The sequence below is a fragment of the Luteibacter sp. SG786 genome, from assembly GCF_011759605.1.
GTDB lineage: Bacteria > Pseudomonadota > Gammaproteobacteria > Xanthomonadales > Rhodanobacteraceae > Luteibacter.
Map to the genome: position 1 here is coordinate 900,202 of NZ_JAAOYX010000002.1, position 12,425 is coordinate 912,626.

Annotated in this window: 12 protein-coding genes; 4 read left to right on the forward strand and 8 right to left on the reverse strand. The window is 66.6% G+C overall.

What is annotated here, in order from left to right:
* The first annotated feature begins 1 nt into the window (after position 1).
* The gene (locus FHS47_RS15810) at positions 2 to 457 is read left to right on the forward strand and encodes a GNAT family N-acetyltransferase (protein ID WP_167030002.1); all 456 of its coding nucleotides are present in this window, start codon (positions 2 to 4) and stop codon (positions 455 to 457) included.
* Here the strand turns inward: FHS47_RS15810 and FHS47_RS19960 are convergent.
* Together FHS47_RS19960 and FHS47_RS15820 are read right to left on the reverse strand one after the other, a co-directional pair.
* A complete protein-coding gene (locus FHS47_RS19960) occupies positions 454 to 2,958 on the reverse strand; it encodes a GGDEF and EAL domain-containing protein (RefSeq protein ID WP_167030005.1) in 2,505 nt (834 codons plus the stop codon). The genes FHS47_RS15810 and FHS47_RS19960 overlap by 4 nt on opposite strands.
* Positions 2,959 to 3,037: 79 nt before the next feature.
* Positions 3,038 to 4,165 (reverse strand): hypothetical protein, encoded by a 1,128-nt coding sequence (locus FHS47_RS15820; protein ID WP_167030008.1) that lies wholly within the window; start codon positions 4,163 to 4,165, stop codon positions 3,038 to 3,040.
* A 184-nt stretch (positions 4,166 to 4,349) separates the two neighbouring features.
* On the opposite strand from FHS47_RS15820, the gene FHS47_RS15825 reads away from it, so the two are divergent.
* A complete protein-coding gene (locus FHS47_RS15825; RefSeq protein ID WP_167030011.1) occupies positions 4,350 to 5,636 on the forward strand; it encodes an acetyl-CoA C-acetyltransferase in 1,287 nt (428 codons plus the stop codon).
* Between the two features lie 50 nt (positions 5,637 to 5,686).
* Complete coding sequence (locus FHS47_RS15830) at positions 5,687 to 6,247, forward strand: energy transducer TonB (protein WP_167030015.1); 561 nt, start codon at positions 5,687 to 5,689, stop codon at positions 6,245 to 6,247.
* 27 nt (positions 6,248 to 6,274) lie between these two features.
* On the opposite strand, the gene FHS47_RS15835 is transcribed toward FHS47_RS15830, so the two are convergent.
* From FHS47_RS15835 to FHS47_RS15855, 5 genes are all read right to left on the reverse strand, one after another.
* Positions 6,275 to 8,233, reverse strand: coding sequence for a phospholipase D family protein (locus FHS47_RS15835; protein WP_167030018.1), 1,959 nt, complete (start codon positions 8,231 to 8,233; stop codon positions 6,275 to 6,277).
* 60 nt (positions 8,234 to 8,293) lie between these two features.
* The gene (locus tag FHS47_RS15840; protein WP_167030021.1) at positions 8,294 to 8,848 is read right to left on the reverse strand and encodes a YceI family protein; all 555 of its coding nucleotides are present in this window, start codon (positions 8,846 to 8,848) and stop codon (positions 8,294 to 8,296) included.
* A gap of 10 nt (positions 8,849 to 8,858) precedes the next feature.
* Positions 8,859 to 9,329: a histidine phosphatase family protein gene (locus tag FHS47_RS15845; protein WP_167030024.1), complete on the reverse strand. Its 471-nt coding sequence runs from the start codon at positions 9,327 to 9,329 to the stop codon at positions 8,859 to 8,861.
* Positions 9,330 to 9,392: 63 nt separating this feature from the next.
* Positions 9,393 to 10,025 (reverse strand): ParA family protein, encoded by a 633-nt coding sequence (locus FHS47_RS15850; RefSeq protein WP_167030027.1) that lies wholly within the window; start codon positions 10,023 to 10,025, stop codon positions 9,393 to 9,395.
* A 67-nt stretch (positions 10,026 to 10,092) separates the two neighbouring features.
* The gene (locus FHS47_RS15855; protein WP_193569940.1) at positions 10,093 to 10,290 is read right to left on the reverse strand and encodes an antitermination protein NusB; all 198 of its coding nucleotides are present in this window, start codon (positions 10,288 to 10,290) and stop codon (positions 10,093 to 10,095) included.
* A 195-nt stretch (positions 10,291 to 10,485) separates the two neighbouring features.
* Here FHS47_RS15855 and FHS47_RS15860 point away from each other — a divergent pair, with 195 nt between their 5' ends.
* On the forward strand, positions 10,486 to 11,520 hold the full coding sequence (locus FHS47_RS15860) for a hypothetical protein (RefSeq protein WP_167030030.1): 1,035 nt from the start codon (positions 10,486 to 10,488) through the stop codon (positions 11,518 to 11,520).
* Between the two features lie 39 nt (positions 11,521 to 11,559).
* Here FHS47_RS15860 and speE read toward each other — a convergent pair whose 3' ends face one another.
* Complete coding sequence (gene speE, locus FHS47_RS15865; RefSeq protein ID WP_167030033.1) at positions 11,560 to 12,417, reverse strand: polyamine aminopropyltransferase; 858 nt, start codon at positions 12,415 to 12,417, stop codon at positions 11,560 to 11,562.
* Between the last annotated feature and the right edge of the window lie 8 nt (positions 12,418 to 12,425).

Below are 12,425 nucleotides of genomic sequence, written 5' to 3' on the forward strand. Positions count from 1 at the left end.
CATGTCATTACAGATTCGCCGAGCCGGGCCGGAAGACGCCGACGCGATAGCCCGCTGGAATATCGCCATGGCCTGGGAAACGGAGCAGAAGCGACTGGACGCCGAGACCATCGGGCGCGGCGTGCGGGCCGTGTTCGACGAGCCGCGTCGCGGGTTCTACCTCGTTGCGGAACTCGACGGCATCGCGGTGGGCTGCCTGTTGGTCACCTACGAGTGGAGCGACTGGCGCTGCGGTGATTTCTGGTGGGTGCAGAGCGTCTATGTGGCACCCGAGGCGCGCCGGTCAGGCGTGTTCCGGGCCATGTACGCGCATGTGAAAGCGATGGCCGAAGGCGCGGGCGCGGTCGGGCTGCGGCTCTACGTGGAACTGGAAAACGAGCGTGCACAAGCCACGTATGCCGGACTGGGCATGGAGCGCTGCCACTACTACATGTACGAAGCGCCGCTGAAACCCTAGGGTTCCTGGTCCAGCCCCACGGTGGGATCGCCCATGTCCACCACGGCGATGCGTTCCTCGAACTCGCGCGCGGTCATCGGCTTGCCGAACAGGAATCCCTGCATCTGCGAGCAGCCGGCAGAACCGAGGAAGGTGGCTTGCTCCATGCTTTCCACCCCTTCGGCAAGCACCTGCTTGTTCATGCCCTTGCCCAGGCCGACGATGGCGCTGACGATGGCGGCACTGTCGTTGTCCCACGCCACGTCGCGTATGAAGGCGCGGTCGATCTTGAGGATGTCGACCGGGAAGTGCTTGAGGTACGAGAGGCTGCAATAGCCGGTGCCGAAGTCGTCGAGGCTGAGCGCCACGCCGAGCGACTTGATCTTGCGCAGCAGTTCGGCGATGTGGTCGCCGCCTTCCATCACCGTGCGTTCCGTGACTTCCAGTTCGAGCAGCGTGGGATGCAGGCCGGTATCCGCGAGCACCGCGCGCAGCGACTCGAAGAAGCGTGTGTGCTGGAATTGCAGCGCCGAGACGTTCACCGACACGGATAGCGGTCGGTACAGCCGCGTCCACGCTTCCGCCTGGCGACACGCTTCGCGCAACGCCCACTCGCCGATGGGCACGATGAGGCCGCAGTCTTCGGCCACGGGAATGAACTGCTCGGGGGAGTAGATGTCTTCGCCGTCTATCTGCCAGCGCAGCAGAGCCTCTGCGCCGATGATGGTGCCCAGTTCCACGTCGACCTTGGGCTGGTAGTGCAGGCTGAGTTCGTTGCGGGCGAGGGCCTTGCGCAGTTCCACCTCGATGCGCACGCGGGCGGTGTTGCGCTCGTTCATGGTGGGATTGAAGAAGCGATAGCCGTTGCGCCCCTGCATCTTCGCTTCGTACATGGCGGTATCGGCGTTGCGCAACAGCGACTCGGCGTCTTCCGCGTCGTCGGGATACACGCTGATGCCGATGCTGAAACTGATGGTGAGCGCCGAGGTGTCCAGACCCAGGCCGAATGCCTGGCCGCAGGCGGACAACACTTTCTCGGCCACCACACTGGCATCGCCGGGGCTCTCGATATGCGGCAGCAGCACCACGAACTCGTCGCCGCCGAGGCGGCTCACGGTGTCGTCGGAGCGCACGGCACCACGGATACGCCGGGCCACTTCCTGGAGCAGGCTGTCGCCCGCGGCATGGCCCAGCGAGTCGTTGATCTGCTTGAAGTGGTCGACGTCGACGAACAGCAGTGCCACGCGCTGGTTGCGGCGCGCCGCCGCAGTCACCGCGAATTCCATGCGCGAGGTGAGCAGGGCGCGGTTCGGCAGGCCGGTAAGCGTGTCGTGGTGCGCGAGATGGGCCATTTTCAAGGCCAGGGCGCGGGTCTCGCTCACGTCGTGGAACACCACCACGCCGCCCACCACGTTGCCCGCGTGGTCGTGGATGGGAGCCGCCGAGTCCTCGATCGGGCTGTCGAAGCCATTGCGATGCACGAGGATGGCATCGGTGGTGAGCCCGACGATACTGTTCTTGCTGACCGCCATGATCAGCGGATTCGGTATCGGCCGGCGGGTGAGCGGATCGCGCAGCTGGAAGATATCGTCCATGGGCCGGCCCACGGCCTCGTGGCTGGACCATCCCGTCATGGCCTCGGCAATGGGGTTGAGCGAAGTGACGATGAACTGGGTGTCGGTGGTGATGACGGCGTCGCCGATGGATTTCAGCGTGACCTCGGCGAGTTCCCGTTCGCGGAAGAGAGCGTCCTCGAACGCCTTGCGTTCGCTGATGTCCTGCACCTGCGAAATGAAATACAGCGGCCCGCCGACTTCGTCGCGCACCAGCGAGACGCTGAGCTGCACATGCACCACGTGGCCGTCGCGATGCAGGTAGCGTTTCTCCATCTGGTAGGAGAGGCGGTCGCCGGAGAGCAGTTTTTCCACCTGCCCCAGATCGGCGGCGAGGTCGTCGGGATGGGTGACGTCCTGGAACGACGTACGCATGAGCGCTTGCTCGTCGTAGCCCAGCATGGCGCACAGGGCCTCGTTCACCTGCAGCCAGCGACCGTCGGGCAGTACCAGCGCCATGCCGATCGCGGCGTAACGGAATGCCTGCGCGAAGCGCCGCTCGCTTTCCCGCAGGCGTGCCTCGAGCACTTGGCGGCTGGAGATGTCGGCGAGGAGAATGGCCACGCCGCGCACGTTGCCGTCGTCGTCCATATCCGGCGAGAAAGTGGCCTGCGCATAGCGGTCGCCGGCGCCGTTGTGGATGGCGCGATCGGCCACCATGGCCGTGCCGCCGAGGGTGGCACGGATGTCGGGTTCGATGAGCGCGCAGAGGGCGGGATCGATCACCTCGGCGACGGACCGCCCGACCACGTCGACGTCGCCGACATTCATCCACGCGAGGTACGCGGGGCTGGCGTAGCGATAACGCATGGCCGTGTCGACGTACGCGATCATGGCCGGCGTGCGCTCCAGGAGGTACGCGGACCAGTCCGAGGGTGAGTCGCTGACGGGTGGAATCGATGAGCGCATGGAGGAGCCGGGATAACGTCGCCTCACTCTACGGTCTTGGTTCCCTCTCGTATATCGGACGATTCGTCAAAAAAGAGCCTCAATGCAGCGCGGGTGCCGGGGCCGACAGGGCACCGTCGGCGTCCAGCAGCACCCGGCCCAGCGCGTGAACCTCGTGGGCTGCGCCATGGCCCTTGGCCAGGGCGTCGAGCAGGGGTGCCAGTGCATCGGGCGCCAGCGGATACCCGTGGGCCAGCACCCTGGCCTTGCCCGGTGCGGGTTGGGCGACGGTGATGGCCGCCATGCCCAGCCCCGCCGCCTCGTGGGCGTAAAGGGCGGGAGGCGGCAGCGCCGGGTCGGCCGTTGCGATGGACTCGATGAGGTAGCCCGCCGTTTGAGCCGATTCTCCTTCGATGTGAAGGGGGACGTGGTGTGCGGCCAGCAGGGCGGCGTATTGGCGAAGTTCGAACAGCGTACCGGCGAATTCGTGGGTGGCGTTGGCGCCCTTGTTGCCGGCGCGCGCGAACCACGCCGACGGCCCCGGAACCCCCACGCGCCCCTCCGCATAGTGCAACGGCAGCCCGCGCGAACCCAGGGCCGTCTCCTCCTTGTAGGGCGTGAGCAGCGCGGCCTCGAGCACGGTCCACAAGGGCGCCAGGTTCACGTGCTCGTATTGCACGCAGGTGAGCGCGAGCAGGTCGTTGCGGCTGAGATATCGCGCATGCTCCAGGCGCATGCCCAGGGTGCGCATGAGGTAATCCGCTGTGGCGGTGCCGGCCTCGCCGCGCCCGACCAGTTCCACTTCCATGGCGGCCGCGATGTCTTCGGCCTGGCTGGCGGGCGCCAGCACCATCCAGGGTATGAGCCGCATCGGGCCCCCGGCGTAGGCGGGATCGGGCACCAGCGGCTGCGCGGGCATGTGGCCCTCATGGGTGCCGAAGGCGACCACCCCGCCGGCGTCGGTCACGCGGGGGATGCGCCGCGCCAGTTCCTCCAGCGTGGCGAATGCCGGAAAACCGGGGCGGAGCAGCTCCACGCCATCGAAGAGGGCACCGGCGATGGCCAGGCGCGAGGTCTCGATGCCGGGCAGCAGGGCGCGCAGGTCGTCGGCCACCAGGGAGGCCAGCACGCGGGCCTCGTCCCGGGTGAGTTCGAGCCGGTCGGGGGCGCCGTCCCCGGCCAGTTCCAGCGCCAGGACGGCGGGGCAGGCGATCAGCGACTCGTTCACGGCAGGTTTTTCCGAACGGCAAAGGAACGCAATTCTATCATTCGGCCGGATCGGGCTTTCACCGGGAAGGGATGCGGGTTAGCCTTGCCGATACGCGTTCGTCGGCGATCGTCGGCATCCGCGATCTCTTCTTCGCACTCGGCTGCCCCTGGGGCATCCCCTCGGTCTGGACAGTTTCTCAAGCATGGATAAGACGCAAAAGCGTGTGGGTGTGGTCGGCGGCGTCCGCATCCCCTTCTGTCGCAACAACACGGCCTACGCCGATGTCGGCAACTTCGGCATGTCGGTGAAGGTGCTTGGGGCGCTGGTGGAAAAATTCGGGCTGCATGGCGCCGAGCTGGGCGAGGTCGCCATGGGCGCCGTCATCCGCCATTCCTCGGACTGGAACCTGGCGCGTGAGGCGGTGCTGTCCTCGGGGCTGGCGCCCACCACGCCCGGCATCACCACGGCCCGGGCGTGTGGCACCTCCCTCGACAACGCCATCCTCATCGCCAGCAAGATCGCCACCGGCCAGATCGAAGCCGGTATCGCGGGCGGTTCCGACACCACCAGCGACGTACCCATCGTGTACGGGCAGAAGCTGCGCAAGCGGCTGCTGGCCATGAACCGTGCGAAGACGGTGAAAGAGAAGTTCCAGGCCGCGACCCGGGGCTTCTCGTTCAAGGAACTGAAGCCGTCGTTCCCGGGCGTTGCCGAGCCGCGCACGGGCAAGTCCATGGGCGACCACTGCGAACTCATGGCCAAGGAGTGGAAGATCGGCCGCGTGGAGCAGGACGAACTGGCGCTGGCCAGCCACCGGAAGCTCGCCGCCGCGTACGACGCCGGTTTCTTCGCCGACCTGGTGGTGCCTTTCCGTGGCCTGAAGCGCGACGGTTTCCTCCGTCCAGACACCACGCTGGAAAAACTGGCGGCGCTGAAGCCCGCCTTCGACAAGACCTCCGGCCAGGGCACGCTTACCGCCGGCAATTCCACGGGCCTTTCCGACGGCGCCGCCGCCGTGCTGCTGGGTAGCGAGGAATGGGCCGCGGCACGCGGCCTGTCGATCCAGGCCTACCTCACCTACGCGCAGGTGGCGGCGGTCGACTTCGTGCATGGCGAAGGCCTGCTCATGGCCCCGACCATCGCGGTGCCGCGCATGCTCAAGCAGGCGGGCCTCACGCTGCAGGATTTCGACTTCTACGAGATCCACGAAGCCTTCGCTGCCCAGGTGCTCTGCACGCTGCGGGCCTGGGAAAGCGAAGACTACTGCCGCCAGCGGCTGGGCCTGGATGCTCCGCTGGGTTCGATCGACCCGGCCAAGCTCAACGTCAACGGTTCCAGTCTCGCGTCCGGTCACCCGTTCGCGGCCACCGGCGCGCGTATCCTGGCCACCCTGGCGAAGATGCTGGAGCAGAAGGGTTCGGGCCGCGGCCTGATCTCCATCTGCACGGCGGGCGGCATGGGTGTCACGGCCATCCTCGAACGTCCCTGATAAAGGAAGGAAAAGGCGACGCGCTCGCGTCGCCATCACCCTGTCTCCGCATGCTTGCCCTACGTACCAGTACCTCCCTCAGCGCCCTGGCACTGCTCGTCGGCATTGCCGGCACGAGCTGGCTCACCGCGCTTACCTACGAGCGCGCGCCGAAGACACGCAGCTTCGCCGAGGTCACGTTGCCCACGGCGGCGCCAGCAATGGTGTCGAGAACGGTGTCCCAGGTGGCGCCTGCCGCGACGCGTCCGGTCGCGGTTGCCCCGTCGTCCGTACGGCCCGCCAGTCAGCGGCCTGCCTCCGTGGCCCTGCCCCCTGCGCGCATGGTCAGCGCGGCGCCTGCTCCCGCGCCGGCCCCGCTGGTGCCCGTATACATGCCGTCGCCTCGTTATCCGATGTCCGCGCTGCGTGCGCATCGCGAAGGGAAGGTGGTGCTCCACGTGACGGTCACGCCTGAAGGCGACGTCACCCGCGTCGCCGTTGGCAGTTCCAGCGGCGACGAGGCCCTGGACCGCGCCGCACAGGAAGCGGTGCGCGACTGGCGCTTCGCCGCTGCCGACCGCCCCGATCGTTACACAACCGAGTTGCCCGTCACCTTTGAACTGACGCGGTAAACCTTCCGCTTGCGCAGGGCGCGCATCCTACAGAATGCCGGCTGCCGAGCTGCCGAAGGCCGTGATCATCCGCGTGTAGATCAGCTTGAGCGACACGTCCACTTCGGGGAAGTCGCCCACGGGCTCGTAGCATTCGAAGAAGCGAGGGTCCTTCCAGCGCATCGGGATGCAGCCCGCCTTGAGGTCGTAACTGGTGGCATAACGGAACGGCCACAGGTCGAAGAATGGCAGTCGTTCCGACACGTCCCCAATGAACTCGTTGATCGACGACAACACCGGTATCGTCTTCCGGCGGGGCGCGATCGTCCACGCGTTGCCGGGTTCCGTGTCCTGCAGGATCGAATCGCGCAGCCGGTCGGCGAAGCGCTTGTCGTAGATGATCACGCCGGACTCGGTGTTGTAATGGTCAGAACGTGGATCGAAGTTATGCGTGCCCACCATCGCGAAGGTGTCGTCGACGACGATGGATTTCGCATGCAGCCCGAACCGTACGCCGGCCGTCAGCAGCGGTGCGGGACGGTTGCGCGGGCCGCGGCTGGCGCGACTGCCGATACTGAGGAGACTGGACGATTCCGAAGGCGCGAACCGTTCCGGGGGCGCGCCATGCCCATGGTGCCGTGCCCGGCCACCGCCGCTCGAACCGCTTCCCGTTGTGCCCGTAACGGTTCCGTCCACCGGCGGCGTATCGACGGCGTTCGTGCGGCCCTCCAGTGCGTCGGGGTCCGCATTGAACGGATGCGGTTTCAGTTCGTAGATCTCGAATCCGTAATCGGTGAGGTAGCGCTTGCGATGTTTGTACGAAAGCGCATACACGGCGAATGCGTCGGTGGATGCCAGCGAGTTCGTCGAGACCACCACGCGCGGCGGGTCCGCGCGACGCCCCAGCGCACTGAATATCTTCTTCGCCGGTTTGCTCATGACGAGGTAGGGTGTCTGCAGCACGATCTCGCTTTTCGCGTTGCGCACCAGCCCCATGATGTGGCGGGTAAGCGCCCGTGCTTCCCTGCGCTTGGGTTCGTCGGTCTTGCCGGGCAGGTCCGAGAGGTATTCCACGCGGTTCATGCGCAGGGTGTTGCGCGTGATGTGCTCCTCGACCCACGCGGGATCGAGTGCGTCGGACACCAGCGTGGCGACGCGGTCGGGTCTCTCGTAGGTGGGTGGTTCCCAGTGGTGCGGGTCGTCGGTATCGGCCAGCAGTTCGCGGTTCACATCGCGCAGGTGAGTGAGCGGTGCCGACCGCCTGTGCGTCCAGAACTGCTCGAAGCTGGCGCCCATTTCGGCAGCGGCGGGACCCCCCACCATCACGTCGCGGTCGATGTAGTCGAAGGCGTCGTCCCAGTCGAAATACCGGTTCTCGTAGTTCCGCCCGCCGGTGATGCCCACGAGGTCGTCCACCACCAGCAGCTTGTTGTGCATGCGTTGGTTGAATTTGTAGAAGCAGCAGAGGATGCCGGCGGCGAACTCCAGCGGCGGCGTACGTGCGGCGTGGAACGTGGGGTTGTATAGCCGGATCTCCATGCGGTCGCTGGCGCGGGCCAGCGCCGCGAGCAGGCCCGGATCGCGGAAGGAGAACAGCTGGTCGGCCAGGATGCGCACGTGGACGCCGCGCCGGGCCGCGCGTACCAGTTCGTCCAGCACCAGTTTGCCGGCGTCGTCCTGTTCCCAGATGTAGGTCTGCACGTCGATGCTCTTGCGGGCCGCGCGGATCAGGTTGATGCGTGCGGCAAGCGCGCTTTCGCCGTCTTCCAGCAACGTGGCCACGTGCACCGGCTTCGCCTCCGTGGAGGCGGCATCGGCTTCGAGCGCTGCGTCGATCAAGGGGGAGGGCGTGGCGCAATGGCTCGTATCGGCGGGGTCGCAGGTGTCCTGCCGGTCCGCGGTGAGGGTAACCACCGCGTCGGCCTTGCGGATTCGCTCCTGGGACAATGAGCATCCGCCCGCGGCGAGCGTGGCGGCAAGGAGCAGGAGCGTGAGTAGGCGGCGCATGCCGCGGATGATAGGGGAGGAGTAGCAACGCGACGTGAGTTCGCGCGCCGCCACGCCTTGTCAGGGATTGGTCAGCACGATGGCCATGCCCAGGTTGACCCGGTCCGAGAGGGCGCCCCGGCGCCCTCGCATCTCGAAGTCCGTCCGGTCGATGGTGCCCTTCAGTTGCAGCACGCATCCGGCCAGGCTGTGCGGGGGGCAATGATTGGCTTGCAGGTGGAACGTCACCGGCTGGGTTACCCCTCGCAGGGTGAGCAGGCCCTGCACGTCGCCGCCTTCGCTCAGCAGTTGCAAGGATACGGGGAAGGATTCGAAGTGGATCTGCGGGTAGCGGCTGGCATCGAAGAACTCGGGCGCCAGCAGCCAGCGGCGCAGGCGTGCCGATTCCATACGGACGCTCTCGGTGTCGATGTCGGCGCTGACGATGGCGCTGTGCCGGGCCGGATCGATGGCCAGTTCCCCGCGGATGCCTTCGAAGCTGCCCGTGACCGTGCTGACCCAGAGCAGCCGCACGCTGAATTCGGCGCGCGAGTGAACCGGGTCGATGCGAAGGTCGGCGGCAGAGAGGGGCGCCGCCGCGAGGAGCGCGACGATCGCCGACAGCAGGTGGCGCATTCGGGCAGGCTCAGTTCGGAGGGGACCAGAAAACCTTCAGTTTGCCCATGCCGGGTTCGAGCTTGCCGTCGAACTGGATGCGCGCGATGCCTGCAGGGGGCATGCCGCGGTAGTCCTCGGAGCGCCCTTCGACGAGGAACGCCACCAGTTGTTCGATACCGGGATTGTGACCGACCAGGACCACGCCGTCCGCGTCCCAGTTCTTGTCGAGGATGTCGTAGAGCTCGCCCACGGTGGCGTCGTAGATATCGTCTTCCAATTGCCATTCGACCTTGCCGAGGGCGAGTTCGGCGGTTTCCGTCGTCCGTTTGGAGGGGGAGCAGAGAATGCGCGTGTACGAGATGCCTTGCTGCGAGAGCCATTCGCCCGCGGCGCGGGCTTCCCGGCGACCGTGTTCGGTCAGGCTTCGCTCGCGGTCGTCCTTGCCGTCCTTGCCGTGCGGCGTGGCCTCGGCGTGGCGTAACAGGATGAGTTCGTGCATGGGTAACGTCTCTTCCGCAAGGCCACCTTCGGTGGCGTGATCGATGACGCGGCCCCTTGGTTGCTAGGTGTTGCGCTTGATCCAGCGCAGCAGTTTCGCCCAATCGTCCTGGTGGCCGCGCACGTTTTCCGAGTGGTAATCGAAGATGCCCTTACCGAGCGCTGTGAGCAAGACGTACGCTTGCGAGTCGCGAAGTTCCGCAACCACAGGAAAAGGCGCCCGCTCGCCCAGTTCGGCGAGGGCGGCCTGGCTTGCGTTTGTCCACGGCTTGAGTCGGTTGCCCACGAGGCCGACGGGCAGCTTGCCGCGTTTCACGCGGCTGAAGCCCTTGAGCACCTTCAGGAAATCCAGCGTGGCGTCCAGGTCGAAATGCGAGGGAAGCACCGGCACGACGATGACGTCGGCGCGTTCGAGGTAGGGTTCGAGGTCTTTCTCGTCCACGCCCGCGGGCGTGTCGACAATCACCCTCTCGACGTCCTCCGGCAGGCGGTCGAAGGCGCGGCGGCTGCCTTCGATGGCGGTGATGGAGGGCGCGTTCTCCGGCCGGCGGCCGACCCAGCGCAGGCTCGAGTGCTGACGGTCCGCATCGATCACGGCCGTTTTCTTACCCGCCTGGGCCCAATGGGTGGCAAGTTGCGTGACCAGCGTGGTCTTCCCGCAACCGCCCTTGCTGCTTGCCACGAGCGTCGTAAGCATTCGCGCGCACCTGCCTTGGGAGAGCCCTAGCCTACACACCCCCGATGCTTGCGGCCAAGCCTGCGGCTCAGAAGAGCTTGGTGCGCACCTTGGGCATGATCACCAGGATGAGCGTGGCGATGGGGCCGAGAACCAGCGAAAGAAGCCACCAGGCCAGGCCACTGCGATTCTTGCCCTGGGCAAGGCCGGCGTTGATCAACGAGAGCGTGCCCCAGCCGACGAAGAAGCCGGCGCGTTCGCTGGCGAAGATGGCAAATTGGTCCACGGTAAACTCCTGTTCTGTCGCAGGATTGGTGGCCCCCGGCGCATGATGCAACAGGGAAAGCAGACTTCGATGGTAGCGACTTCGGCGGCGAACGTCGCCCCGGAGCCGTGGAAGCGTCCGGCAGGGCACGTCTCTCCCCAGCTTCCGTTCATGGTCGGGCCGTATCCTTGTCGTTTTATTTCACGGAGATGGCCCATGCGCGGACGTCGCATCGCAGTGCTGGCCCTTGCGGGTCTGCTGTCCTTGCCCGCCCTGGCCGATGGCCCGTGGCCCGGCGCCGCCAAGGGGCCGGCCAAAGGCCCGGTCGTGCAGAAGGATCAGACCAAGGCCCTGCTGCAGTTCCAGAAGGACCTCGCCAGCGTGCTGGCCCTGCGTACCGAGGCGGAGCCCCTGCTGGGCGCCGCGCTGCTCGCTCGCCCGCTGGCCAACCCGCCCGAGGTCCTGAGCTACCACTCGCTTCTGGAGCGTGCGTCGAGGAACGCCGACGCCGGTCCGCAAGTGACGTGGGCGCGGCTCGCCGACTGCGATGCCAAGGGCGGCACCTGCCCCAATGCGGAAGCGCTGGCGCAGCTGGAAAAGCAGGCGCCCGACAACGCGGCGGTCTGGCTGCTGAAGCTGGGCATGGATGACCACGCGAACGCCGGCGACGCCGTGCGCGCCGATCTGGGGCGCGCCGCGAATGCCAGGCTCTATGACGACTACCTGGGCGCGAGCCTGAAGGCACTCGCCAATTCGGTGAGCCAGCTGCCTCCCCCGGCGGACACCTTCAACGCCTTGCAGGGCTCGGGCGCTGCCGGCGTGCAGATGGTGATCGTGTTTGGCCTGGCCAGCGCGCAACCGGTGCCCGGTTTCCAGGCCACGGCGAAGTATTGCGAAGACAACAAGGCCGACGCGGGCGTCGCCGGCGACTGCCTGAAGCTGGCCAAGGTGCTGGAGTGGGGCAGCAGCCCCCTCGGTCGTTCGCTTGGCTTGCACCTGCGCGAGACGCTCTCGGCCAGCGAAGCCGACCAGCAGGATGCCAAGCGCGCGCGCCTCAACCTGATCTGGCAGATGCAGCGCTTCGCGCAGCTCAACATGCAGGCTCAGGGCGACAAGGCCACGGCGCAGAAGCTCCTGGCCCTTGCCCGCAGCGGCGGCACGGAAATGAGCGTGATCCTGGCTGCGCTACGCGCCTACGGCATGCCGCCGGAAGCGCCTGCCGGCTGGGAGCCGGCGAAGGTCGAGAAATAAAAAAAGCGCCCGTGAGGGCGCTTTTTTTTAGGAGCGGCGTTATTCGCCCAGCTGCTCGCGCATGAATTCCGGCTGCGCCAGCGCGCCCTTGTGCACGTCGGCGTTGTAGTACTTCGTGGCGAAGCCCTTGCTGATCGCCCCGCGCTCGCGGAAGCCAGAGAGGTCGCCGTCCTTGCGGGCCATGGTGCAGCTCCACCAGCCGGTGGGGTAGCACGGCTGCGGGAACGGCAGCGTGCGCACGGCCTTGAAGCCGGAGGTGCGCATGGCCGCACGCATGGCCTTGATCAGCTCGATATGGGCCAGCGGCGATTCGGACTGCTGCACGAGGATGCCGCCGTGACGCAGCGCCTTGTAGCAGCTGGCATAGAACGCGGCGTTGAACAGGCCTTCGGCCGGACCGACCGGGTCGGTGGAATCGACGATGATGAGGTCGATCGACTCCGGCTCGGCTTCCGCCATGTACTTGATGCCGTCGATGAAGAGCAGTTCGGCGCGCGGGTCGCCGTTGGCGTCGCACAGCTCCGGGAAATACTGCTCGGCCAGGCGGGTGACGCGCTCGTCGATTTCCACCTGGGTGGCCTTTTCCACTTCCTCGTGCTTCAGCACTTCGCGCAGGGTGCCGCAGTCGCCGCCGCCGATGATGACGACGCGCTTGGCCCGGGCGTGGGTGAACAGCGCGGGGTGGGTCATCATCTCGTGGTAGAGGAAGTTGTCGCGGCTGGTGAGCATGACGCAGCCGTCGATCACCATGAGGTTGCCCCAGTCGGTGGTCTGGTAGATCTCGATGGTCTGGAAGGGCGTCTTCTCGGCGTGCAACAGGCGCTCGACGCGGAAACCGATGGAGGAGCCCGATGCCTGGTGGGCTTCGGTGAACCAGCTGAGCTGCTGCTGCGACATGACGCTTT